Here is a 23492-nt window from a genome sequence, read left to right as displayed (position 1 = left end):
AGCGTGTGCGCCCGTGACCTCCACACTGATCTGGATCGTGATCGCCCTCGCGGCGATCGGCCTCTACCTGAGCTGGACGGCGGGCCGCCTCGACCGGCTGCACGCACGCATCGACGCGGCCCGCGCGGCGCTGGACGCACAGTTGCTGCGGCGTGCCTCCGTGGCCCAGGAACTGGCCACCGCCGGGGTGCTCGATCCGGCCGCCTCCATGGTGCTCTACGAGGCCGCGCACGCCGCCCGGCAGGCCGAGGAGGACCACCGGGAGGTCGCCGAGAGCGACCTCAGCCAGGCGCTGCGGGCCGTCTTCGGGGAGACCGAGCAGGTGGAAGCGGTCCAGGCGGCGCCGGGCGGCGAGGACGCGGCCCGCGAACTCGCCCAGGCGGTCCGCCGCGTACCGATGGCCAGGCGCTTCCACAACGACGCCGTACGCGCGGCCCGCGCCCTGCGCCGCCACCGCACGGTGCGCTGGTTCCGGCTGGCCGGCCACGCCCCGTTCCCCCTGGCCTTCGAAATGGACGACGAGCCCCCGACGGCACTGGCGGACCGCCCCGGGACGTAGTCCACGCGGCCCACGCGCGCGTGGCCACCCACGCACCAGCCCTCAGCGCGGAGCGCTGACCAGGGGAAAGGCCTACCGGCGCGCGGAAAATGAGCCACCGCCTGCCCATTGGCCCTTGCTGTGGCCTGGTCTCCGGGCGTTTCCTCGGTATCTGCAGAAGCCCTCTTTCACCGAGTGAGGTCACCCCGTGTCCAGCACGCCTTCACACCCCGCCCCGTCCACCGACACCCCGGCCACCGGCACCGCGCGCGTGAAGCGCGGCATGGCCGAGCAGCTCAAGGGCGGCGTGATCATGGACGTCGTCACGCCCGAGCAGGCGAAGATCGCCGAGGACGCGGGCGCCGTGGCCGTCATGGCCCTGGAGCGGGTCCCGGCCGACATCCGCAAGGACGGCGGCGTGGCACGCATGTCGGACCCGGACATGATCGAGGGCATCATCGAGGCCGTCTCGATCCCGGTGATGGCCAAGTCGCGCATCGGCCACTTCGTGGAGGCCCAGGTCCTGCAGTCCCTCGGCGTCGACTACATCGACGAGTCCGAGGTGCTCACCCCGGCCGACGAGGTCAACCACTCCGACAAGTGGGCGTTCACGACCCCCTTCGTCTGTGGCGCGACCAACCTGGGCGAGGCCCTGCGCCGCATAGCCGAGGGCGCCGCCATGATCCGCTCCAAGGGTGAGGCCGGCACCGGCAACGTCGTCGAGGCCGTGCGCCACCTGCGCCAGATCAAGAACGAGATCGCCCGGCTGCGCGGCTACGACAACAACGAGCTGTACGCCGCCGCCAAGGAGCTGCGCGCCCCGTACGAGATCGTCAAGGAGGTCGCCGAACTGGGCAAGCTCCCGGTCGTGCTGTTCTCCGCGGGCGGCGTGGCCACCCCCGCCGACGCCGCGCTGATGCGCCAGCTCGGGGCCGAGGGCGTCTTCGTCGGCTCCGGCATCTTCAAGTCCGGCGACCCGGCCAAGCGCGCCGCGGCCATCGTGAAGGCCACCACCTTCTACGACGACCCGAAGATCATCGCGGACGCCTCCCGCAACCTGGGCGAGGCCATGGTCGGCATCAACTGCGACACCCTCCCCGAGTCCGAGCGCTACGCGAACCGCGGCTGGTGAACCTCCTTCCGGACGGTGAGCGCCGTCCGGACGGAAACCACCCCCTCCAGGGCACCCCTTCACACAAGGCAGGCACTCCGTAGATGAGCACCACCCCCGTCATAGGCGTCCTGGCCCTCCAGGGCGACGTACGGGAGCACCTCATCGCCCTGGCCGCGGCGGACGCCGTGGCCAGGCCGGTGCGGCGCCCCGAGGAACTCGCCGAGGTGGACGGACTGATCGTCCCCGGCGGTGAGTCCACCACCATCTCCAAACTGGCCGTCCTCTTCGGCCTGATGGAGCCCCTTCGCGCGCGCGTGCGGGACGGCCTGCCCGTCTACGGCAGCTGCGCGGGCATGATCATGCTCGCCGACAAGATCCTCGACCCGCGCTCGGGCCAGGAGACCATCGGCGGCATCGACATGATCGTGCGCCGCAACGCCTTCGGCCGGCAGAACGAATCCTTCGAGGCGAAGGTCGACGTGACGGGCATCGAGGGCGATGCTGTGGAGGGGCTCTTCATCCGGGCGCCCTGGGTGGAATCGGTGGGCGCGCGGGCCGAGGTGCTCGCCGAGTACGGCGGTCACATCGTCGCCGTACGCCAGGGCAACGCGCTCGCCACGTCGTTCCATCCGGAACTGACCGGTGACCACCGCGTGCACGGACTGTTCGTCGACATGGTGCGCGCGACCCGGACAGCGGCGTCCTAGTAGGATCTGGGGGTCCCCCAGGCTCTCGAAGCCTCGGGAGCTCGTACTGGTTGGGTTACGCGAAGGAGACAGGCAGATGTCCGGCCACTCTAAATGGGCCACGACGAAGCACAAGAAGGCCGTGATCGACGCCAAGCGCGGCAAGCTCTTCGCGAAGCTGATCAAGAACATCGAGGTCGCGGCGCGTATGGGCGGCGTGGACCTCGACGGCAATCCGACGCTTTACGACGCCGTCCAGAAGGCCAAGAAGTCCTCGGTCCCGAACAAGAACATCGACTCCGCGGTCAAGCGCGGCGGTGGTCTCGAAGCCGGCGGTGCCGACTACGAGACGATCATGTACGAGGGCTACGGGCCGAACGGTGTCGCGGTGCTCATCGAGTGCCTCACCGACAACCGCAACCGCGCCGCCTCGGACGTCCGTGTCGCGATGACCCGCAACGGCGGCAACATGGCGGACCCGGGTTCCGTCTCGTACCTCTTCCACCGCAAGGGCGTCGTCATCGTCCCCAAGGGCGAGCTGTCCGAGGACGACGTCCTGGGCGCCGTGCTCGACGCGGGTGCCGAGGAAGTCAACGACCTCGGTGACACCTTCGAGGTCCTCTCCGAGGCCACCGACCTGGTCGCGGTGCGCACCGCGCTCCAGGAGGCGGGCATCGACTACGACTCGGCCGACGCCAACTTCGTCCCGACCATGCAGGTCGAGCTGGACGAGGAGGGCGCCCGGAAGATCTTCAAGCTCATCGACGCCCTGGAGGACAGCGACGACGTGCAGAACGTCTTCGCCAACTTCGACGTGAGCGACGAGGTCATGGAGAAGGTCGACGCGTAACACCGAGGACGGTACGGGCTCAACGGGCCGACGGGGCACATCCCGTCGGCCCGTCCCGTTGTCGGCCCTCGCCTTGTCGGGCGTCGCTGGCGGGCGTTGTCGGTGGCACCCGATAACCTGCACGAATCGGGGACAGCTCCCCGGTGGCGGCCGGGTGGGGCCGATGACTCGAAGGAGGGGGCCGGGTGCGGGTACTGGGCGTTGACCCCGGATTGACCCGGTGCGGTGTCGGTGTCGTCGAGGGCGTGGCGGGCCGGCCGCTCACCATGGTCGCCGTCGGAGTCGTCCGCACCCCGTCCGACGCGGAGTTGGGGCAGCGTCTCGTCGCCATCGAGCAGGGCATCGAGCAGTGGCTCGACGAGCACCGCCCCGAATACGTCGCCGTGGAGCGGGTGTTCAGCCAGCACAACGTCCGTACGGTGATGGGCACGGCCCAGGCCAGCGCGGTCGCGATGCTCTGTGCGGCCCGGCGCGGCATTCCCGTCGCCCTGCACACCCCCAGCGAGGTCAAGGCCGCCGTCACGGGCAACGGCCGCGCCGACAAGGCCCAGGTCGGCGCCATGGTCACCCGGCTGTTGCGGCTCGACGCGCCCCCCAAGCCCGCCGACGCCGCCGACGCCCTCGCCCTCGCCATCTGTCACATCTGGCGTGCCCCGGCCGTGAACCGCCTCCAGCAGGCACAGGCCGCGCACCGCCGGGCCCAGCTCTCCAGCCGGAAGGTCACCCGATGATCGCCTTCGTCAGCGGCAAGGTCGCCGCACTCGCCCCCGACTCCGCGGTGGTCGAGGTGGGCGGAATCGGCATCGCCGTCCAGTGCACCCCCGACACCCTCTCCGGGCTGCGCATGGGCCAGGAGGCCCGGCTCGCCACCTCCCTGGTCGTCCGCGAGGACTCGCTCACGCTGTACGGCTTCGTGGACGACGACGAGCGCCAGACCTTCGTGCTGCTGCAGACCGCGAGCGGTGTCGGGCCGCGGCTGGCCCAGGCGATGCTCGCCGTGCACAGCCCGGACGCCCTGCGCCGCGCGGTGTCCACCGGGGACGAGAAGGCGCTCACCGCCGTCCCCGGCATCGGCAAGAAGGGCGCCCAGAAGCTGCTGCTTGAGCTGAAGGACCGCCTCGGGGGGCCCCTCGGCACCGATGGCGCCGCCGTCGGACGGCCCGTCGCCGCCGGATGGCGCGAGCAGTTGCACGCCGCGCTGATCGGGCTCGGGTATGCGACGCGGGAGGCCGACGAAGCGGTTTCCGCGGTCGCGCCGCAGGCCGAGGCCGCGGGCGGGACGCCGCAGGTCGGTCAGCTCCTCAAGGCCGCGCTGCAGAGCCTCAACCGGGCGCGTTGAGTTCCGCTCGGGGGCGCGGTCATGAACGTGCGGGCCGATGAGGGCTGGTCGCGCGGTTCCCCGCGCCCCTGACGGAGCGCGCACTGACGCGTCCGCGCTCCGGCGAAAGACGACCCCACGCCCGTACGACTCCGACCCCTACCCCTACCTCGCGAGGCACACCGAATGAACTGGGACGAGACGACCGACGACGGCAGCGCCGAGCGGCTCGTCGGCGCGGCCGGTGACCGTGAGGAGCAGGCCGTCGAGGCCGCCCTGCGGCCCAAGGACCTCGGTGAGTTCATCGGCCAGGAGAAGGTCCGCGAGCAGCTCGACCTCGTCCTGCGCGCCGCCCGCGCGCGCGGCGCCACCGCCGACCACGTGTTGCTCTCCGGCGCCCCCGGCCTCGGCAAGACCACCCTCTCGATGATCATCGCCGCCGAGATGGAAGCCCCCATCCGCATCACCAGCGGACCCGCCATCCAGCACGCGGGCGACCTCGCTGCGATCCTCTCCTCCCTCCAGGAGGGAGAGGTCCTCTTCCTCGACGAGATCCACCGCATGTCGCGCCCGGCCGAGGAGATGCTCTACATGGCGATGGAGGACTTCCGCGTCGACGTCATCGTCGGCAAGGGCCCCGGCGCCACCGCCATCCCGCTCGAACTGCCGCCCTTCACACTCGTCGGCGCCACCACGCGCGCGGGTCTGCTGCCGCCCCCGCTGCGCGACCGCTTCGGCTTCACCGCCCACATGGAGTTCTACGAGCCCGCCGAGCTGGAGCGGGTCATCCACCGATCCGCACATCTGCTCGACGTGGAGATCGACCCGGACGGAGCCGCCGAGATCGCCGGCCGCTCCCGGGGCACGCCCCGTATCGCCAACCGTCTGCTGCGCCGGGTCCGCGACTACGCCCAGGTCAAGGCCGACGGCGTCATCGACCGGCACATCGCCGGGGCCGCCCTCGCCGTGTACGAAGTGGACAGCCGCGGCCTCGACCGCCTCGACCGGGGCGTCCTGGAAGCTCTGCTCAAGCTCTTCGGCGGCGGGCCCGTCGGTCTCTCCACGCTCGCCGTGGCCGTGGGGGAGGAGCGGGAGACCGTCGAGGAGGTGGCCGAACCCTTCCTCGTACGCGAGGGGCTGCTGGCGCGCACCCCCCGCGGGCGGGTGGCCACCCCGGCGGCCTGGGCGCATCTCGGCCTCACCCCGCCCCGGTCGTCAACGGGTGGAAACGGACAAGGGGACCTGTTCGGGGCGTGACGGCGAGGGGGCTCGCGAGGTCAGGAACCCCGGTGCCATGCTGAGCGTTGTTCCTTGACGGCGGACTCGCTTAGACTCCGCCGATGCCGCCCTTGTCGACGGCGTACATACCCCCATCCATCAGGCCGCTCACCATCGCGGTCGAATGAAGGAAGTTCCGTCCCGTGAGTCTCGTGACCCTCCTCCCGTTCATCGTGCTCATCGGGGCCATGTTCCTGATGACCCGGTCGGCCAAGAAGAAGCAGAATGCGGCTGCGCAGATGCGCAACGAGATGCAGCCCGGCACCGGTGTCCGCACGATCGGTGGCATGTACGCGACCGTCAAGGAGGTCAACGAGGAGACGGTCCTTCTTGACGCGGGCCCGGGCGTCGACCTGCTCTTCGCGAAGAACGCCATCGGCGCGGTCCTCGGCGACGACGAGTACAACCGCATCGTCCACGGCATCGAGCACGACCTGAAGTCCGACGAATCGGTCGTGCCGGACGACGCCTCCTCCCTCACCGGGACGGACGAGCCCGTCGACGCCTCCGACGACAAGGCCATCGACCTCGGCAAGAAGGACGCGGCCGTCGAGCCGGTCGCCGAGCCGGTCGGCGAACCGACCGTCCAGCCCGTCGTCGAGCCGGCCGACGAGCCCGCCGCCGCGGAGCCGAAGAAGACCGACGCCGCAGACCTGAAGAAGTCCGACGGCGAGTCCGACACGAAGTAGCCACGTCCGGGGACCGCTCAGTGCGCCGCTCGCGCGCCTCGGTCCCCGGACGTCCGGCTTCGCGCGGAACCTCCACACCATTTGATGCCCGTCCGCGAAGGTACCGAGAGACCGGGCGGACGAAGAGGGAGAACGAGAAGGTGGCAGCACCCAAGAAGGGCCGACAGGGCACCCAGGGCAAGCCAGGGCGCACGTTGGCCCTGATCCTGATCGCCATCGTGGCGCTCACCGGCGGCATGTTCGCCTCCGGGCACACGACACCGCGACTGGGCATCGACCTCGCCGGCGGTACGAGCATCACGCTCCAGGCGAAGAACGAGCCCGGTCAGAAGAACGCGATCAACAAGACCAACATGGACACCGCGGTCGACATCATGAACCGCCGTGTCAACGGTCTGGGCGTCAGCGAAGCGGAGGTGCAGACCCAGGGCAACAGCAACATCATCGTCAACATCCCCAAGGGTACGAACTCCGAGCAGGCCCGGGAGCAGGTCGGCACCACCGCCAAGCTCTACTTCCGCCCCGTGCTGGTCACCGAGGTCACCGGCGCCGACGCCGCGACCCCGTCCCCGAGCGCGTCCGGCGGCTCCTCCGCGAGCCCCTCGGCCTCGGCCAAGGAGAGCGAGAAGGCCACCTCCTCCTCGTCGCCCTCCGCTTCCGCCACCTCGCAGGGCAGGGCGGTCACCGACGCGCTGAAGGCCGACCCCACTCCCTCGGGGAGCAGCACGGGCAGCGAGTCCGCCGCCGCCAGCCCCTCGGCGTCCGCGAGCACCGACCCGGCGACCGCCAAGCTCCAGGCGCAGTACACCGCGCTGGACTGCAGCAAGAAGACGGTCCGCGCCAAGGCCGGCGACGGCGTCAAGGCCGGCGACCCGACCGTGGCCTGCGGCCAGAACTCGCAGGGCCAGTGGCAGAAGTACATCCTGGGCCCGGCCGAGGTCGAGGGCACGGACGTCGACAAGGCCTCGGCCGTGTTCGACACCCAGGGTGCCGCGGGCTGGAAAGTCACCATGGACTTCACGGACAAGGGTGGCAAGAAGTTCGCGAGCATCACGGGCAAGCTGGCGCAGAACCAGTCCCCGCAGAACCAGTTCGCCATCGTCCTCGACGGTGAGGTCGTCTCCGACCCGTACGTCAGCCAGGCGCTGACCGGCGGCACCGCGGAGATCTCCGGCAGCTTCGACCAGCAGGAGGCCCAGGACCTCGCCAACATGCTGTCGTACGGCGCGCTGCCGCTCACCTTCACCGAGGCGAGCGTCACCACCGTCACCGCCGCGCTCGGCGGCGAGCAGTTGGAGGCCGGTCTGATCGCCGGCGCCATCGGACTGGCGCTGGTCATCATCTACCTGGTGGTCTACTACCGCGGCCTGTCGCTCATCGCCATCGCCTCGCTGCTGGTCTCCGCGGTCATGACGTACGTGATCATGTCGCTGCTCGGCCCGACGATCGGGTTCGCGCTGAACCTGCCGGCGGTCTGCGGCGCCATCGTGGCCATCGGCATCACGGCGGACTCGTTCATCGTGTTCTTCGAACGCATCCGTGACGAGATCCGCGAAGGCCGGAGGATGCGTCCCGCGGTCGAGCGGGCCTGGCCGCGTGCCCGGCGCACCATCCTGGTCTCCGACTTCGTGTCGTTCCTCGCCGCCGCCGTGCTCTTCATCGTCACCGTCGGCAAGGTCCAGGGCTTCGCCTTCACCCTGGGGCTGACCACCGTGCTCGACGTGGTGGTCGTCTTCTTCTTCACCAAGCCGCTGATGACGCTCCTGGCCCGCAGGAAGTTCTTCGCGGAGGGCCACAGCTGGTCCGGCCTCGACCCGAAGCGACTGGGCGTGCAGCCGCCGCTGCGCCGCACCCGTCGTGCGTCCGCCCCCGTCGACACGAAGGAGGCGTGAGATGTCGAAACTCGGCACCCTCGGCGCCCGGCTCCACCGCGGCGAGATCGGCTACGACTTCGTCGGCAAGCGCAAGATCTGGTACGGCGTCTCGATCCTGATCACCATCACGGCGATCCTGGGCCTCGCGGTGCGCGGTCTGAACATGGGCATCGAGTTCCAGGGCGGCGCCGTCTTCACCACCGAGCGCACCAGCGTCTCGGTGAGCCAGGCCGAGACGTACGCGGAAGAGGCCTCAGGCCACGACGCGATCGTCCAGAAGCTGGGCAACGGCGGACTGCGCATCCAGGTCGCCGGTGTCGACACCGGCAAGTCCGACCAGATCAAGAAGGACCTCGCCAAGGACCTCAAGGTCGACGCGGAGAAGATCAACGCCGATCTGGTCGGCCCCAGTTGGGGTGAACAGATCGCCAACAAGGCCTGGCAGGGCCTGGCGATCTTCATGGTCCTCGTCGTGATCTATCTGGCGATCGCCTTCGAGTGGCGCATGGCGGCGGCGGCCCTCGTGGCGCTCATCCACGACATCACCATCACGGTCGGTGTCTACGCGCTCGTCGGGTTCGAAGTCACCCCCGGCACCGTGATCGGTCTGCTCACGATCCTCGGTTACTCGCTGTACGACACGGTGGTGGTCTTCGACAGCCTCAAGGAACAGACGAAGGACATCACCAAACAGACCCGCTACACGTACAGCGAGATCGCCGACCGTTCGATCAACGGCACCCTGGTGCGTTCCATCAACACCACGGTCGTCGCGCTGCTCCCGGTGGCGGGCCTGCTGTTCATCGGCGGTGGTGTCCTCGGCGCGGGCATGCTCAACGACATCTCGTTGTCGCTGTTCGTCGGTCTCGCCGCCGGCGCGTACTCCTCGATCTTCATCGCCACGCCGCTCGTCGCCGACCTCAAGGAGCGCGAGCCGCAGATCAAGGCACTGAGGAAGCGCATCCTGGCCAAGCGGGCCGCCGCCGCGGCGAAGGGCGAGTCACTGGAGGCCCCGGTCGTCGAGCGCTCGTACGACGACGAGGAGCCCGAGGACGACGAGGCGACCCCCGCGGTCGTCGGGCCCCGTGCCCAGCGCGCCCAGCCGTCCTCCCGGAGCAGGGGCCGCGGCCGTCCCTCGGGCAAGCGCCGATGACCGGTCCCGCGGACACCACGGCACTGCTGCTCAGCCGGATCCGTGATGTGCCGGACTACCCGGAGCCGGGCGTGATGTTCAAGGACATCACCCCGCTCCTGGCGGACCCGGTGGCGTTCACGGCACTCACCGAGGCACTGGCTGAGATCAGTGTCCGCAACGGCGCCACGAAGATCGTCGGCCTGGAGGCCCGCGGCTTCATCCTGGGCGCACCCGTCGCGGTCCGCGCCGGACTGGGCTTCATCCCCGTACGCAAGGCCGGCAAGCTCCCCGGAGCGACCCTCAGCCAGTCGTACGACCTGGAGTACGGCTCCGCCGAGATCGAGGTGCACGCCGAGGACCTCACGCCGGGCGACCGCGTCATGGTCGTCGACGACGTCCTCGCCACCGGTGGCACCGCCGAGGCCTCGCTCCGGCTGATCCGCCGGGCGGGCGCCGAGGTCGCCGGGGTCGCCGTCCTCATGGAGCTCGGTTTCCTGGGCGGCCGTGCCCGTCTGGAGCCCGCTCTGGACGGCGTTCCGCTGGAGGCACTGCTCACGGTCTGAGCGCGGCCACCGCCCGACACCGCTCAGCACCCCGCAGGACACCGCGCAGGCGGGGCCCGGAGGAATCCGGGACCCGCCTCTCGTGTTTCTCCTGTGGAACCCCGTCCCACCGGCCGAAGGGGAGACCCGGGGTCGGCATCGCTACCATGGGGTTTCCGGAGCCTGACCGGGGATCCGGATCGCGCACGAGGAGCCCTCTTGCCAGACGAGGCCCAGCCACTCGCCCCCGGGGCCGAACGCCCGGGCGTACCCACCGCCGCCGAGCCCGACCGGGCCGCGGCGCCCGCGGGCACGCCCGGCGCGTCCGCACCCGCCCCTGCGCCCACGCCCGCGCCCGCGAAGAACGGGTCGGCCGTCCCGGCCCCCGAGGCCAAGGCGGCCACCGACACCAAGTCGGTCACCGAGACCAAGGCGGCCCCCGAGGCCACGGCGGCCGACAAGCCACGCTCCGAGCCCACGCCGGCTCCCGAGCGCCAGGCCGCCACGCCCGCGGCCCGCCCCGCGTCCGGCGCCCGGCCCGCCCCCGGTCAGCCAGCGCGCTCCGGCGGCGGTTCCTCCAACCGCGTACGGGCCCGGCTCGCCCGTCTCGGCGTCCAGCGCTCGAACCCGTACAACCCGGTTCTGGAGCCGCTGCTGCGGATCGTGCGCAGCAACGACCCGAAGATCGAGACGGCCACGCTGCGCCAGGTCGAGCGCGCCTACCAGGTCGCCGAGCGCTGGCATCGCGGCCAGAAGCGCAAGAGCGGCGATCCGTACATCACGCACCCGCTCGCGGTGACGACGATCCTCGCCGAGCTGGGCATGGACCCGGCCACGCTGATGGCGGGTCTCCTGCACGACACCGTCGAGGACACCGAGTACGGCCTCGACACGCTCCGCAAGGACTTCGGCGACCAGGTCGCCCTCCTCGTCGACGGCGTCACCAAGCTCGACAAGGTCAAGTTCGGCGAGGCGGCGCAGGCCGAGACCGTCCGCAAGATGGTCGTCGCCATGGCCAAGGACCCGCGCGTCCTGGTCATCAAGCTCGCCGACCGCCTGCACAACATGCGCACCATGCGCTACCTCAAGCGCGAGAAGCAGGAGAAGAAGGCGCGCGAGACCCTGGAGATCTACGCGCCGCTCGCCCACCGCCTGGGCATGAACACCATCAAGTGGGAGCTGGAGGACCTCGCCTTCGCGATCCTCTACCCCAAGATGTACGACGAGATCGTGCGCCTGGTCGCCGAGCGCGCCCCCAAGCGCGACGAATACCTCGCCATAGTGACCGACGAGGTCCAGTCCGACCTGCGCGCGGCCCGTATCAAGGCGACCGTCACAGGCCGCCCGAAGCACTACTACAGCGTCTACCAGAAGATGATCGTCCGCGGCCGTGACTTCGCGGAGATCTACGACCTGGTCGGCATCCGCGTCCTCGTCGACACGGTCCGCGACTGCTACGCGGCACTGGGCACCGTCCACGCCCGCTGGAACCCGGTTCCGGGGCGGTTCAAGGACTACATCGCGATGCCCAAGTTCAACATGTACCAGTCGCTGCACACGACGGTGATCGGCCCCAACGGCAAGCCCGTCGAGCTGCAGATCCGTACGTTCGACATGCACCGCCGCGCCGAGTACGGCATCGCCGCGCACTGGAAGTACAAGCAGGAGGCCGTCGCCGGCGCCTCCAAGGTGCGCTCCGACCAGCCGCGGACCACCGGCAAGGACGACCACCTCAACGACATGGCGTGGCTGCGCCAGCTCCTCGACTGGCAGAAGGAGACCGAGGACCCGGGCGAGTTCCTGGAGTCCCTGCGCTTCGACCTCTCGCGCAACGAGGTCTTCGTCTTCACACCGAAGGGCGACGTGATAGCGCTGCCGGCCGGCGCGACCCCCGTGGACTTCTCCTACGCGGTGCACACGGAGGTGGGCCACCGCACCATAGGAGCACGCGTCAACGGACGCCTCGTACCGCTGGAGTCGACCCTCGACAACGGCGACCTGGTGGAGGTCTTCACCTCCAAGGCGGCCGGCGCCGGCCCTTCCCGGGACTGGCTGGGCTTCGTCAAGTCGCCCCGCGCCCGAAACAAGATCCGCGCCTGGTTCTCCAAGGAGCGCCGCGACGAGGCGATCGAGCAGGGCAAGGACGCCATCGCGAAAGCGATGCGCAAGCAGAACCTGCCGATCCAGCGCATCCTCACCGGCGACTCGCTGGTCACGCTCGCGCACGAGATGCGTTACCCCGACATCTCGTCCCTGTACGCGGCCATCGGCGAGGGCCATGTGGCCGCGCAGGGTGTCGTGCAGAAGCTCGTGCAGGCGCTCGGCGGCGAGGAGGCCGCCACCGAGGAGATCGACGAAAGCGTCCCGCCGGCGCGCGGCCGTGGCCGCAAGCGCCGCTCGAACGCCGACCCGGGCGTCGTCGTCAAGGGCGTCGACGACGTATGGGTCAAGCTGGCCCGCTGCTGCACGCCCGTTCCCGGCGACCCGATCATGGGCTTCGTGACGCGCGGCAGCGGGGTCTCGGTCCACCGCACGGACTGCGTCAACGTCGACTCCCTGTCCCGCGAGCCCGAGCGCATCCTCGACGTCGAGTGGGCGCCCACCCAGTCCTCGGTGTTCCTGGTCGCCATCCAGGTCGAGGCGCTGGACCGCTCACGGCTCCTGTCGGACGTCACACGGGTCCTGTCCGACCAGCACGTCAACATCCTGTCCGCGGCCGTCCAGACGTCCCGCGACCGGGTGGCCACCTCCCGCTTCACCTTCGAGATGGGCGACCCGAAACACCTGGGCCACGTCCTGAAGGCGGTCAGGGGAGTGGAGGGCGTGTACGACGTCTACCGGGTGACCTCGGCCCGCAGGCCCTCGGAGGCCTAGCAGCAGGACACGAAGGAGGGCCCCGTACGGTTCGTACGGGGCCCTCCTTCGTGTCCTGCACCGCCCCGAAGAGGGCGCAGCCCTCCCTGAGGGGCGCGGGGAACTGCGCACCCAGCCACGACGCACCCGCAGACGGCAAGCCGGCCGTCCCGCGGAGCGTCCCGGTGGAGCTACCCGCCGAACTCGTGCAGCCCCTTGAGTGCCTGCTCCAGAAGGGCCTGACGCCCGTCCAGTTCGCGCTGGAGCTTGTCGGCCTTCGCGTTGTTGCCCTGGGCGCGCGCCGTCTCGATCTGCCCCTGGAGCTTGTCCACGGCCGCCTGCAGCTGACCGGTCAGACCCTCCGCACGCGCGCGTGCCTCAGGGTTCGTCCGGCGCCACTCGGTCTCCTCGGACTCCTGGAGCGCCCGCTCCACCGCGTGCATCCGCCCCTCGACCTTCGGCCGGGCGTCCCGCGGCACATGGCCGATGGCCTCCCAGCGCTCGTTGATCGAGCGGAAGGCGGCCCTGGCCGCCTTCAGGTCCTGCACCGGGACGAGCTTCTCGGCCTCCTCGGCCAGCTCCTCCTTGAGCTTCAGGTTCTCCGTCTGCTCCGCGTCCCGCTCGGCGAAGACCGAGCTGCGCGCCGCGAAGAACACGTCCTGGGCGCCGCGGAAGCGGTTCCACAGGTCGTCCTCGTGCTCGCGCTGGGCACGGCCCGCGGCCTTCCAGTCCGCCATCAGCTCGCGGTACCGGGCCGCCGTCGGACCCCAGTCGGCCGAGGCCGAGAGCGACTCGGCCTCCGCGACCAGCTTCTCCTTGGTCTTGCGGGCCTCCTCGCGCTGCGCGTCCAGCGACGCGAAGTGCGCCTTGCGCCGCTTGGAGAACGCCGAGCGCGCGTGCGAGAAGCGGTGCCACAGCTCGTCGTCGGACTTCCGGTCGAGCCTCGGCAGGCCCTTCCAGGTGTCCACGAGCGCGCGCAGCCGCTCACCGGCGGCCCGCCACTGGTCGGACTGGGCCAGCTCCTCCGCCTCGACGACCAGCGCCTCCTTGGAGTGCCGGGCCTCGTCGGACTGCTTCGCCCGCTGCGCCTTGCGCTCCTCACGACGGGCGTCGACCGTCTCGACGAGCTTGTCCAGCCGGACCTTCAGCGCGTCCAGATCCCCGACCGCGTGGTGGGCGTCCACCTGTTCGCGGATATGGGCGATGGCGACCTGGGCGTCCTTCGAGGACAGGTCGGTGGTCTTCACCCGTCGTTCGAGGAGGCCGATCTCCACGACCAGTCCCTCGTACTTGCGCTCGAAGTAGGCCAGTGCCTCATCGGGAGTGCCGGCCTGCCAGGAACCGACGACCTGCTCACCGTCGGTGGTACGCACGTACACGGTGCCCGTCTCGTCGACACGGCCCCACGGGTCGCTGCTCACAGCGCCTCCTCCACATGATGCCTGCGTGGGGCGTCTTTGGCCCCCGGGCATCGTCCACATTTCGTCACGGCCAACATAGGCGACCGGCGGGGCGGCTGTCCGCATCCCGCGCGACCGAAGTTTTCGCTGCCTGCGGTCAGGATTTCGTCACGGTCGCCTTGTCGATCACGACGGTCGCGTTGGGTGTGCCGTCGCCCTGGCCGGTGCTCTCGCCGGCGGCCGCGATTTTCTTCAGCACCTTCATGCCCGATGCGGAAATCGTGCCGAACGGTGTGTAGTTGGCCGGCAACTGGCTGTCCTGGTAGACGAGGAAGAACTGGCTGCCGCCGCTGTCGCGGCCTTCCTTGGTCTGCGCGTTGTACTGGTTGGCCATCGCGACCGTGCCCGCCGGATACACATTGCCCTTGAGGCGTTTGTCCTTGAGGTTCTCGTCGGGAATGGTGTAGCCGGGACCACCCATGCCGGTGCCCTTCGGGTCGCCGCACTGGAGCACATAGATGCCGTTCGTCGTCAGACGGTGGCACTTGGTGTGGTCCAGGTAGCCCTTGCCCACCAGGTAATTGAACGAGTTCACGGTGTGCGGGGCCTTCGAGGCCGGCATGTCGATGTCTATCGCGCCGCACGTCGTCTGCAGCTTCATCGTGTAGTCCGCCGACTTGTCGATGGTGATCGCCGGCTCCTTCTTGTACGTCAGCGACTTCACCTTGCCCGCGGCGGCCTTGTCACAGGGATCCGGAGCCTTGCTGGGGGAGGCGCTCGGGGTGACCTCCGCGGCGGCGTTCGACTTGTCGTCGTCCTTCTTGAAGACCCCGGTCGCGTACGACACCACGCTGCCGACGACGATCACGCCGAGGACCGACGCGATCACCGCGTTACGAGCGTGGGCCTTGCGCCGAGCGGACGTACGCCGCTGCTGTTGCCGCAAGAACTTCTCCCGGGCGAGCTGACGCCGCCGCTGTTCCTGGGTGACCACCGGGTTATCTCCTCATGCGTCTCGTACGTCAGGTGGGACGCGTGGGTCTGGTGAGCCGACCGCCCGCGTGTGCCCCGTACCGTATATGGGTTCGCTGTGGTTCCGGCAGCGCCGGTAGGCTCTGAACCGCGGTGAAGCCATTCCCCGTGCGCCTACCGACGCGACATCCCCACGACATACGAAGGACGAACGTGCTCATTGCCGGGTTCCCCGCCGGGGCCTGGGGCACCAACTGTTATCTGGTCGCCCCCGCCGCCGGTGAGGAGTGCGTGATCATCGACCCGGGCCACCAGGCGGTCCAGGGAGTCGAGGAAACGCTCGCCAAGCATCGGCTCAAGCCCGTCGCCGTCGTTCTCACGCACGGCCACATCGACCATGTGGCCTCGGTGGTCCCGGTGTGCGGAGCGCACGACGTACCCGCGTGGATCCACCCCGCGGACCGGTACATGATGAGCGACCCGGAGCGGGCACTCGGCCGCTCGATCGGCATGCCGCTGATGGGCGAGCTCACCATCGGCGAGCCGGACGACGTACGGGAACTGACGGACGGTGCCGCGCTGGAACTCGCCGGCCTGGACTTCTCCGTCGCGCACGCGCCGGGCCATACGAAGGGGTCGGTGACGTTCCGGATGCCCGAGAACACGGAGATCCCGTCCGTGTTCTTCGCCGGGGATCTGCTCTTCGCCGGCTCCATCGGACGTACCGACCTCCCCGGCGGCGACATGGACGAGATGCTCGGCTCGCTGGCACGTGTGTGCCTGCCGCTCGACGACTCGACCGTGGTGCTGTCCGGCCACGGCGCCCAGACGACCATCGGCCAGGAGCGCGCCACCAACCCGTATCTGCGGCAGGTGGCGGCGGCCGGCCAGGGAGCGGACCCGACATCCGCCCCGCGACGAGGAATGTGACGAGAGAATTCCCGTGAGCACCTTCAAGGCCCCCAAGGGCACGTACGACCTGATTCCGCCGGACAGCGCGAAGTACCTCGCGGTGCGCGAGGCGATCGCCGCTCCGCTGCGCAACAGTGGGTACGGCTACATCGAGACGCCCGGCTTCGAGAGCGTCGAGCTGTTCGCGCGCGGGGTCGGTGAGTCCACCGACATCGTGACCAAGGAGATGTACGCCTTCGAGACCAAGGGCGGCGACCGGCTGGCGCTGCGCCCCGAGGGCACGGCCTCCGTGCTGCGGGCCGCCCTGGAGGCCAACCTCCACAAGCTCGGCAACCTCCCCGTCAAGCTCTGGTACTCGGGCTCCTACTACCGGTACGAGCGTCCGCAGAAGGGCCGGTACAGGCACTTCTCCCAGGTCGGCGCGGAAGCCATCGGGGCCGAGGACCCGGCGCTGGACGCCGAGCTGATCATCCTGGCCGACCAGGCGTACCGCTCGCTCGGGCTGCGCGAGTTCCGGATCCTGCTCAACTCGCTGGGCGACAAGGAGTGCCGTCCCGTCTACCGGGCCGCGCTCCAGGACTTCCTGCGGGGGCTCGACCTGGACGAGGAGACCCTGCGCCGGGCCGAGATCAACCCGCTGCGGGTCCTCGACGACAAGCGGGACGACGTCCAGAAGCAGCTGGCCGGGGCGCCGCTCCTGCGGGACTACCTCTGCGACGCGTGCAAGGCGTACCACGAGGAGGTGCGCGGGCTGATCACGGCCGCGGGCGTCTCCTACGAGGACGACCCGAAGCTGGTCCGGGGGCTCGACTACTACACCCGGACGACCTTCGAGTTCGTGCACGACGGTCTGGGTTCGCAGTCCGCGGTGGGCGGGGGCGGGCGCTACGACGGCCTCTCCGAGATGATCGGCGGGCCCGCCCTGCCGTCCGTGGGGTGGGCGCTCGGCGTCGACCGCACCGTCCTCGCGCTTGAGGCCGAGGGTGTCTCGCTCCAGCTCCCCTCCGCCACCAGCGTGTTCGCGGTGCCGCTCGGGGAGGAGGCCCGCCGGGTGCTCTTCGGGGTGGTCACCGAGCTGCGCCGCAACGGCGTCGCCGCGGACTTCTCGTACGGGGCGAAGGGCCTGAAGGGCGCCATGAAGAACGCCAACCGCAGTGGCGCGCGGTACACCGTGGTCGCCGGCGAGCGGGACCTCTCCGAGGGCGTCGTGCAGCTGAAGGACATGGAGTCGGGCGAGCAGGTGGCGGTAGGGGTGAACGAGATCGTGGCGGAACTGGAGTCCCGCCTGAGCTGAGCCGACCGCCCCTGCCGAGGGGCCGTCAACTCACCGGATCCGTGTGTTCGTTCGCGTGTGCTGTCACGCGAACGAGCACGACCGCACGCACTTCCTTATGTCCAACGAACGGTGGACGCACGTGCGTGTGCGGCAGAATGACGAGTGCCCGGAAGGTCCTCTCAAGCTACGGAAACGGCGTGATGAGCAAGACGACAGTCAGGGAAGGCGTCTCCACCGATCAGGGAGCCGCGGCAGTCCCACGGGCCGTGGGCGGCGGCCCGTTCCTCGCCCTTCTGCTGGTGATCACGGGCGCGGCCGGGCTGCTGGCCTCCTGGGTCATCACCATCGACAAGTTCAAGCTGCTCGAGGACCCGGGCTTCACGCCGGGCTGCAGCCTGAACCCGGTCGTCTCCTGCGGCAACATCATGAAGAGCGACCAGGCCTCCGTCTTCGGGTTCCCCAACCCGATGCTGGGCCTCGTGGCGTACGGCGTCGTGATCTGCGTCGGCGTGAGCCTGCTCGCCCGGGCCACCTTCCCGCGCTGGTACTGGCTGACCCTGAACGTCGGCATGTTGTTCGGCGTCGGCTTCGTGACCTGGCTGCAGTACCAGTCCCTGTACAACATCAACTCGCTGTGCCTGTGGTGCTGCCTCGCCTGGGTCGCGACCATCGTCATGTTCTGGTCGGTGGCCGCGCACAACATCCGCCACGGCTTCCTGCCCGCGCCCGGCTGGCTCAGGGCTTTCTTCGGCGAGTTCGCCTGGGTGCTGCCGGTCCTGCACATCGGGATCATCGGCATGCTGATCCTGACGCGCTGGTGGGACTTCTGGACCAGCTGACGCGACCGGCGGAACCCTTGCGGGACAAGGGCCGGGCCGCGTTGTCAGTGGCGTGACATAGGGTTTCGAACGTGGAGCCCGACCTCTTTACCGCCGCAGCCGAAGAACGCCAGGAGAAGGACCCCTCCGGCAGTCCCCTCGCCGTCCGGATGCGTCCGCGCACCCTCGACGAGGTCGAGGGCCAGCAGCATCTGCTGAAGCCCGGCTCACCCCTGCGCAGACTCGTCGGCGAGGGCGGCGGCGGCCCCGCCGGACCCTCCTCGGTGATCCTCTGGGGCCCGCCGGGCACCGGCAAGACGACCCTCGCGTACGTGGTCTCCAAGGCGACGAACAAGCGCTTCGTGGAGCTCTCCGCGATCACCGCGGGCGTCAAGGAGGTCCGTGCGGTCATCGAGGGCGCCCGCCGGGCCACCGGGGGGTACGGCAAGGAGACCGTCCTCTTCCTCGACGAGATCCACCGCTTCAGCAAGGCCCAGCAGGACTCCCTGCTCCCGGCCGTGGAGAACCGCTGGGTGACGCTGATCGCCGCGACCACGGAGAACCCGTACTTCTCGATCATCTCCCCGCTGCTGTCCCGCTCGCTCCTCCTCACCCTCGAACCGCTCACGGACGACGACCTGCGCGGACTGCTGCGCCGGGCGCTCGCCGACGAGCGCGGCCTCAAGGGGGCCCTCACCCTCCCCGAGGAGAGCGAGGAACACCTGCTGCGGATCGCCGGCGGCGACGCCCGGCGTGCCCTCACGGCCCTGGAGGCCGCCGCCGGAGCGGCGCTCGACAAGAAGGACACCGAGATCTCCCTCCAGACCCTGGAGGAGACCGTCGACCGGGCCGCGGTGAAGTACGACCGCGACGGCGACCAGCACTACGACGTGGCCAGCGCCCTGATCAAGTCGATCAGGGGCTCGGACGTGGACGCGGCGCTGCACTACCTGGCCCGGATGATCGAGGCCGGCGAGGACCCCCGGTTCATCGCCCGCCGCCTGATGATCTCCGCCAGCGAGGACATCGGCCTGGCCGATCCGAACGCCCTGCCGGTGGCGGTCGCCGCCGCCCAGGCCGTAGCCATGATCGGCTTCCCCGAGGCCGCCCTGACCCTCAGCCACGCCACGATCGCCCTCGCCCTGGCCCCGAAGTCGAACGCGGCGACGACGGCGATCGGCGCCGCCATGGAGGACGTCCGCAAGGGGCACGCGGGTCCCGTGCCGACGCACCTGCGGGACGGGCACTACAAGGGCGCGGCCAAGCTCGGCCACGCGCAGGGGTACGTGTATCCGCACGACCTGCCCGAGGGCATCGCCGCCCAGCAGTACGCGCCCGATGAGCTCAAGGACCGGGAGTACTACACCCCGACCCGGCACGGCGCCGAGGCGCGCTACGCGGACGCGGTGGAGTGGACCAGGAAACACCTCGGTCGAGGGCGGTCCTGATCGCCCTGTAGACTCTCCGCAGCGCTGCGTCCCGTGTCCGGCCTCCTTCAACGAGGAAGTCGGCACCACCAGAACGGGACATGCAGCCGGAGCCCTCACCCCCGGGTGAGGAATCCAGGAGCGTCGCGCACCGTCGAAGGTGTCGCGGGCAGCCCATCACCCTCCCGGAAGTATCCGGGAACCGGTCGGTGGGCCACTCGCGTGCTGCACATGTTGCCCAGCTCAGGGAGCGGCTGCCCAGCGGGTCCGTATCAGGATCCGAAGGGTTTCCCTGGCTGCGGATGCGACCTCCCCTAACCCTGGTGAAGCCGTATTCACATCAGAAATCACGAGGTGTTTGGTTCATGACGAACCAGTCCCGCCCCAAGGTCAAGAAGTCGCGTGCCCTCGGCATCGCGCTGACCCCGAAGGCCGTCAAGTACTTCGAGGCCCGCCCCTACCCGCCGGGTGAGCACGGCCGCGGCCGCAAGCAGAACTCGGACTACAAGGTCCGTCTGCTGGAGAAGCAGCGTCTGCGCGCGCAGTACGACGTGTCCGAGCGCCAGCTCGTCCGCGCCTACGAGCGTGCCGCCAAGACGCAGGGCAAGACCGGTGAGGCCCTGGTCATCGAGCTGGAGCGTCGTCTCGACGCCCTGGTGCTGCGTTCGGGCATCGCCCGCACGATCTACCAGGCCCGCCAGATGGTCGTGCACGGCCACATCGAGGTCAACGGCGGCAAGGTCGACAAGCCGTCGTTCCGCGTCAAGCCGGACGACGTCGTGATGGTCCGCGAGCGCAGCCGCAGCAAGACGCTGTTCGAGGTCGCCCGTGCCGGTGGGTTCGCCCCCGACGGTGAGACTCCGCGCTACCTCCAGGTGAACCTCGGCGCCCTGGCGTTCCGCCTGGACCGCGAGCCGAACCGCAAGGAGATCCCGGTGATCTGCGACGAGCAGCTCGTCGTCGAGTACTACGCCCGCTGATCAGGCGTACGTAGCACCGGCCTCGCGCCCGCTCTCAGAGCGTCAGCCCGTCGTCTCCCCACCCTTGCGGGTGGGCGAGGCGGCGGGTTCTCGCATGTCAGGGGGTGCCGGGATGCCCCGCGGCGCGGCCGACGGACCCAGCGCCTCCGGGCGGGAGCGCCCCAGCGCCCGGCCCACCGCCGCCTGCCGGCCCAGCCGCGCCCCGGCCCGTACGCACTCCTCGTACCGTTCGTCGCCCAGCCGTTCCCGGGCCATCGCCTCGCACCGCTCGTGCGGGGCGTTGTAGTGGGCCGAGCCGAACAGCGGCAGACCCACCGACGGCCACATCCGGGAGGCGCAGCCCTGGAGCACCGCCGCCTCGGCCGCGTCGCCCTCCGCCACGGTGACCAGCGCGAGCAGTTCCACCGCCAGGACCGTGCCGAGCAGGTCGCGAAAGGTGTGGGTGATGTCCAGGCACTCCGTCAGCAGCCGCCGGGCCGCCACCGGATCGCCCTCCGTCCAGGCCGCGTACGCCAGCACGAACAGCGCGTACGCCAGCGACCAGCGCTCCCCGTGGTCGACGCAGACCCGGCGCACCTCCTCGCACAGGCGCACCGCACCCGGCAGATCGCCCTGGAAGGCCAGCGCCATCGCCAGCTCCACCTGCGCCATCAGGACGTTGCTGTTGAGCTCGCCGATCTCGTGATAGCGGTCGAGCGCCGAGCGCAACAGGGTCTGCGCGCGGGGCATGTCGTCGGTGACCAGGGCCAGACAGCCGGTGCGGTGCTCGGCGTAGGCCAGCGCGGTCCGGTTCCCGGCGAGTTCCGCCGTCCGGCGGCATTCGCCGAGCGCGGCGAACGCGGGCACGGTGTCGCCCTGGAGGACCGCCACATAGCCGAGCACCCACAGCGCCTTCAGCCGAGAACTCTCGTGCTCGGTGTCCAGGTCCAGGCTGCGCTCCAGCCAGTGCCGCCCCTCCGACAGCCGCCCGCAGCCCACCCAGTAGAACCAGAGGGTCCCCGCCAGGTACTGGCCCAGATGACCGTCGTCCGGCTCGCTCAGACAGTGCTCCAGGGCGCGGCGCAGATTCGGCAGTTCCGCCTCCACCCGCGCGGCCACCTCGTGCTGCCGGGGCGAGAACCAGTCCAGCTCGCCCCAGGTCGCCAGCCCCATGAACCAGTCGCGGTGGCGCCGCCGCAGCCGCGTCCCGTCGCCGGTGGCCTCCAGCCAGTCCGCGCCGTACGCCCGGACCGTGTCCAGCATCCGGTAGCGCACCCCCGCCGGAGTCTCCTCGCGGGTGATCACCGACTGGGCCAGCAGCTCGTGGAGGACGTCGAGGATGTTGTCGGGGTGCAGCCCGCCGCCCCCGCACACGTACTCCACGGACTCCAGGTCGAACTGACCGGCGAACACCGACAGCCGCGCCCACATCAGCCGCTCCGGCGGGGTGCACAGCTCATGGCTCCAGCCGATCGCCGTACGCAGGGTCCGATGGCGCGGCAGCACGTCGCGCCCCCCACCGGTGAGCAGCCGGAAACGGTCGTCGAGCCGGGCCAGCAGCTGGGCGGGGGACAGGGCCCGCAGCCGTCCCGCGGCCAGCTCCACGGCGAGCGGGACCCCGTCGAGCCGCCGGCAGATCTCCAGGACGTCCGCGCGGTTGCCGTCGTGCAGCGTGAAACCCGGTGCGCCGGCGGCGGCCCGGTCCGCGAACAGCTCGGCCGCCTCCGGTTCGGTCAGCGGCGCCAGCGGGAACACCCGCTCGCCCTCCACCGAGAGCGGCCTGCGCCCCACGGCGAGCACCCGCAGGCCCGCCGAGCGCCGCAGCAGCTCGCCCACCAGCGACGCGCACGCGTCGACCAGCTGCTCGAACCCGTCGAGCACCAGCAGGAGGTGCCGGTCCGCGAGATGGTCGAGCAGGACCTGCCGCGGCGGACGCGAGGTGTGATCCGTCAGTCCCAGCGCCTCCACGACCGCGTACGCGACGAGTTCCGGCTCGCGCAGCTCGACCAGCTCCACCCGCCACACCCCGTCGTCCGGCCGGAGCCGGGCCGCCGCGTGCGCCGCCAGCCGCGACTTGCCGACGCCGCCGGGCCCCGTCACCGTCACCAGCCGGGCGGCTCCCAGGGCCGCGTCCAGTCGCGTCAGTTCGGCCGCGCGGCCCACGAACGCGTTGAGCTCCAGGGGCAGATTGCCGGCCCGCCGACCGCCCGCCCCCGCGCCGGAGGGCCCAGAACCCTGTGAAGACCGCATGGGCAACGGAGCGTACCGATCCATGAGCACTCCGTACAATCACTTCGCGCGGCCGTTGCGCGGGCGGGTGGTAATCCGGTACGGAGCCGCGGCCCCGGCGCGATAGGGTCACAGGACGACTTTTCGATGGTGAGGCACGAATTCAGGGAGCGGGTGCGCAGTGTCCGGTGGTGAGGTGGCCGGGATCCTGGTGGCCGTCTTCTGGGCGATCCTGGTCTCCTTCCTCGCGGTGGCACTCGCGAGGCTGGCCCAGACGCTCAGGGCGACCACCAAACTCGTCGCGGACGTGACCGAACAGACGGTCCCGCTCCTCGCGGACGCCTCGGCGGCCGTGCGCTCCGCACAGACCCAGATCGAGCGGGTGGACGCCATCGCCGCGGACGTCCAGGAGGTCACGTCGAACGCGTCGGCGCTCTCCTCGACGGTCGCCTCGACCTTCGGCGGCCCGCTGGTGAAGGTGGCGGCGTTCGGCTACGGCGTACGCCGGGCCATGGGCGGGCGCCGCGAGGACGAGCCCGCCAAGCCCACACGGCGCACCGTGATCGTGGGCCGTACCGTCCCGTCGGCGCGACGGGGAAAGCGGAAGAAGGACTGACGCAGC

Annotated in this window: 21 protein-coding genes; 18 read left to right on the top strand and 3 right to left on the bottom strand. The window is 70.3% G+C overall.

The features are described 5' to 3' along the window. Nucleotides 1-13: 13 nt before the first annotated feature. The 12 genes from K3769_RS05760 to K3769_RS05705 all read left to right on the top strand — a co-directional run bounded on the left by K3769_RS05760 (nucleotide 14) and on the right by K3769_RS05705 (nucleotide 12898). Nucleotides 14-559, top strand: coding sequence for a hypothetical protein (locus K3769_RS05760; protein ID WP_267025373.1), 546 nt, complete (start codon nucleotides 14-16; stop codon nucleotides 557-559). 187 nt (nucleotides 560-746) lie between these two features. After that, on the top strand, nucleotides 747-1670 hold the full coding sequence (gene pdxS, locus K3769_RS05755) for a pyridoxal 5'-phosphate synthase lyase subunit PdxS (RefSeq protein ID WP_267025372.1): 924 nt from the start codon (nucleotides 747-749) through the stop codon (nucleotides 1668-1670). Between the two features lie 83 nt (nucleotides 1671-1753). Beyond that, nucleotides 1754-2359, top strand: coding sequence for a pyridoxal 5'-phosphate synthase glutaminase subunit PdxT (pdxT, locus tag K3769_RS05750; RefSeq protein WP_267025371.1), 606 nt, complete (start codon nucleotides 1754-1756; stop codon nucleotides 2357-2359). 76 nt (nucleotides 2360-2435) lie between these two features. Beyond that, a complete protein-coding gene (locus K3769_RS05745) occupies nucleotides 2436-3188 on the top strand; it encodes a YebC/PmpR family DNA-binding transcriptional regulator (protein WP_267025370.1) in 753 nt (250 codons plus the stop codon). Between the two features lie 185 nt (nucleotides 3189-3373). After that, nucleotides 3374-3919 (top strand): crossover junction endodeoxyribonuclease RuvC, encoded by a 546-nt coding sequence (gene ruvC, locus K3769_RS05740; RefSeq protein ID WP_267025369.1) that lies wholly within the window; start codon nucleotides 3374-3376, stop codon nucleotides 3917-3919. Then, the gene (gene ruvA / locus K3769_RS05735) at nucleotides 3916-4527 is read left to right on the top strand and encodes a Holliday junction branch migration protein RuvA (RefSeq protein ID WP_267025368.1); all 612 of its coding nucleotides are present in this window, start codon (nucleotides 3916-3918) and stop codon (nucleotides 4525-4527) included. The genes ruvC and ruvA overlap by 4 nt, the downstream gene beginning before the upstream one ends. A gap of 165 nt (nucleotides 4528-4692) precedes the next feature. Next, nucleotides 4693-5763: a Holliday junction branch migration DNA helicase RuvB gene (gene ruvB / locus K3769_RS05730; RefSeq protein ID WP_267025367.1), complete on the top strand. Its 1071-nt coding sequence runs from the start codon at nucleotides 4693-4695 to the stop codon at nucleotides 5761-5763. Between the two features lie 164 nt (nucleotides 5764-5927). Then, complete coding sequence (gene yajC / locus K3769_RS05725; protein ID WP_267025366.1) at nucleotides 5928-6473, top strand: preprotein translocase subunit YajC; 546 nt, start codon at nucleotides 5928-5930, stop codon at nucleotides 6471-6473. A 140-nt stretch (nucleotides 6474-6613) separates the two neighbouring features. Beyond that, nucleotides 6614-8365, top strand: coding sequence for a protein translocase subunit SecD (gene secD / locus K3769_RS05720; RefSeq protein ID WP_267025365.1), 1752 nt, complete (start codon nucleotides 6614-6616; stop codon nucleotides 8363-8365). 1 nt (nucleotide 8366) lies between these two features. Next, nucleotides 8367-9500 carry a protein translocase subunit SecF gene (secF, locus tag K3769_RS05715; RefSeq protein ID WP_267025364.1) on the top strand — a complete coding sequence of 378 codons (1134 nt, stop codon included), beginning with the start codon at nucleotides 8367-8369 and terminating at the stop codon, nucleotides 9498-9500. Then, a complete protein-coding gene (locus K3769_RS05710) occupies nucleotides 9497-10045 on the top strand; it encodes an adenine phosphoribosyltransferase (protein ID WP_267025363.1) in 549 nt (182 codons plus the stop codon). Before secF ends, K3769_RS05710 begins: the two co-directional genes overlap by 4 nt. A gap of 198 nt (nucleotides 10046-10243) precedes the next feature. Then, complete coding sequence (locus K3769_RS05705) at nucleotides 10244-12898, top strand: RelA/SpoT family protein (protein ID WP_267025362.1); 2655 nt, start codon at nucleotides 10244-10246, stop codon at nucleotides 12896-12898. Nucleotides 12899-13068: 170 nt separating this feature from the next. Here K3769_RS05705 and K3769_RS05700 read toward each other — a convergent pair whose 3' ends face one another. Next, the gene (locus K3769_RS05700; protein WP_267025361.1) at nucleotides 13069-14298 is read right to left on the bottom strand and encodes a DUF349 domain-containing protein; all 1230 of its coding nucleotides are present in this window, start codon (nucleotides 14296-14298) and stop codon (nucleotides 13069-13071) included. A gap of 136 nt (nucleotides 14299-14434) precedes the next feature. Continuing rightward, nucleotides 14435-15271, bottom strand: a complete 837-nt coding sequence (locus K3769_RS05695; RefSeq protein WP_267025360.1) for a peptidylprolyl isomerase — start codon at nucleotides 15269-15271, stop codon at nucleotides 14435-14437. 191 nt (nucleotides 15272-15462) lie between these two features. Between K3769_RS05695 and K3769_RS05690 the strand changes: the two genes are divergently transcribed. From K3769_RS05690 to rpsD, 5 genes are all read left to right on the top strand, one after another. Next, nucleotides 15463-16179, top strand: coding sequence for an MBL fold metallo-hydrolase (locus tag K3769_RS05690; RefSeq protein WP_267025359.1), 717 nt, complete (start codon nucleotides 15463-15465; stop codon nucleotides 16177-16179). A gap of 13 nt (nucleotides 16180-16192) precedes the next feature. Further along, a complete protein-coding gene (hisS, locus tag K3769_RS05685) occupies nucleotides 16193-17455 on the top strand; it encodes a histidine--tRNA ligase (protein WP_267025358.1) in 1263 nt (420 codons plus the stop codon). A 182-nt stretch (nucleotides 17456-17637) separates the two neighbouring features. Then, entirely contained in the window at nucleotides 17638-18276 is a 639-nt protein-coding gene (locus K3769_RS05680) for a vitamin K epoxide reductase family protein (protein WP_267025357.1), read from the top strand. 71 nt (nucleotides 18277-18347) lie between these two features. Further along, complete coding sequence (locus K3769_RS05675; RefSeq protein ID WP_267025356.1) at nucleotides 18348-19703, top strand: replication-associated recombination protein A; 1356 nt, start codon at nucleotides 18348-18350, stop codon at nucleotides 19701-19703. Between the two features lie 344 nt (nucleotides 19704-20047). Further along, complete coding sequence (gene rpsD / locus K3769_RS05670) at nucleotides 20048-20662, top strand: 30S ribosomal protein S4 (RefSeq protein ID WP_107019683.1); 615 nt, start codon at nucleotides 20048-20050, stop codon at nucleotides 20660-20662. A 42-nt stretch (nucleotides 20663-20704) separates the two neighbouring features. On the opposite strand, the gene K3769_RS05665 is transcribed toward rpsD, so the two are convergent. Further along, nucleotides 20705-22891, bottom strand: a complete 2187-nt coding sequence (locus K3769_RS05665) for an ATP-binding protein (RefSeq protein WP_267025355.1) — start codon at nucleotides 22889-22891, stop codon at nucleotides 20705-20707. Nucleotides 22892-23051: 160 nt separating this feature from the next. Here K3769_RS05665 and K3769_RS05660 point away from each other — a divergent pair, with 160 nt between their 5' ends. Beyond that, complete coding sequence (locus K3769_RS05660; RefSeq protein WP_107019681.1) at nucleotides 23052-23486, top strand: DUF948 domain-containing protein; 435 nt, start codon at nucleotides 23052-23054, stop codon at nucleotides 23484-23486. Nucleotides 23487-23492: the final 6 nt, after the last annotated feature.

This window comes from Streptomyces ortus (genome assembly GCF_026341275.1).
Lineage (GTDB): Bacteria > Actinomycetota > Actinomycetes > Streptomycetales > Streptomycetaceae > Streptomyces > Streptomyces ortus.
The sequence above is the reverse complement of the archived record's forward strand: the minus strand, read 5'-3'. Positions and strand labels throughout refer to the sequence as shown.

Excerpts from the sequence above, each read along its gene's own strand:
- rpsD (WP_107019683.1), top strand. The coding sequence starts at position 20,048 with ATGACGAACCAGTCCCGCCCCAAGGTCAAGAAGTCGCGTGCCCTCGGC.
- ruvA (WP_267025368.1), top strand. The coding sequence starts at position 3,916 with ATGATCGCCTTCGTCAGCGGCAAGGTCGCCGCACTCGCCCCCGACTCC.
- secF (WP_267025364.1), top strand. The coding sequence starts at position 8,367 with ATGTCGAAACTCGGCACCCTCGGCGCCCGGCTCCACCGCGGCGAGATC.
- K3769_RS05745 (WP_267025370.1), top strand. The coding sequence starts at position 2,436 with ATGTCCGGCCACTCTAAATGGGCCACGACGAAGCACAAGAAGGCCGTG.
- K3769_RS05680 (WP_267025357.1), top strand. The coding sequence starts at position 17,638 with ATGAGCAAGACGACAGTCAGGGAAGGCGTCTCCACCGATCAGGGAGCC.
- K3769_RS05665 (WP_267025355.1), bottom strand. The coding sequence starts at position 22,891 with ATGCGGTCTTCACAGGGTTCTGGGCCCTCCGGCGCGGGGGCGGGCGGT.
- K3769_RS05710 (WP_267025363.1), top strand. The coding sequence starts at position 9,497 with ATGACCGGTCCCGCGGACACCACGGCACTGCTGCTCAGCCGGATCCGT.
- pdxT (WP_267025371.1), top strand. The coding sequence starts at position 1,754 with ATGAGCACCACCCCCGTCATAGGCGTCCTGGCCCTCCAGGGCGACGTA.
- ruvB (WP_267025367.1), top strand. The coding sequence starts at position 4,693 with ATGAACTGGGACGAGACGACCGACGACGGCAGCGCCGAGCGGCTCGTC.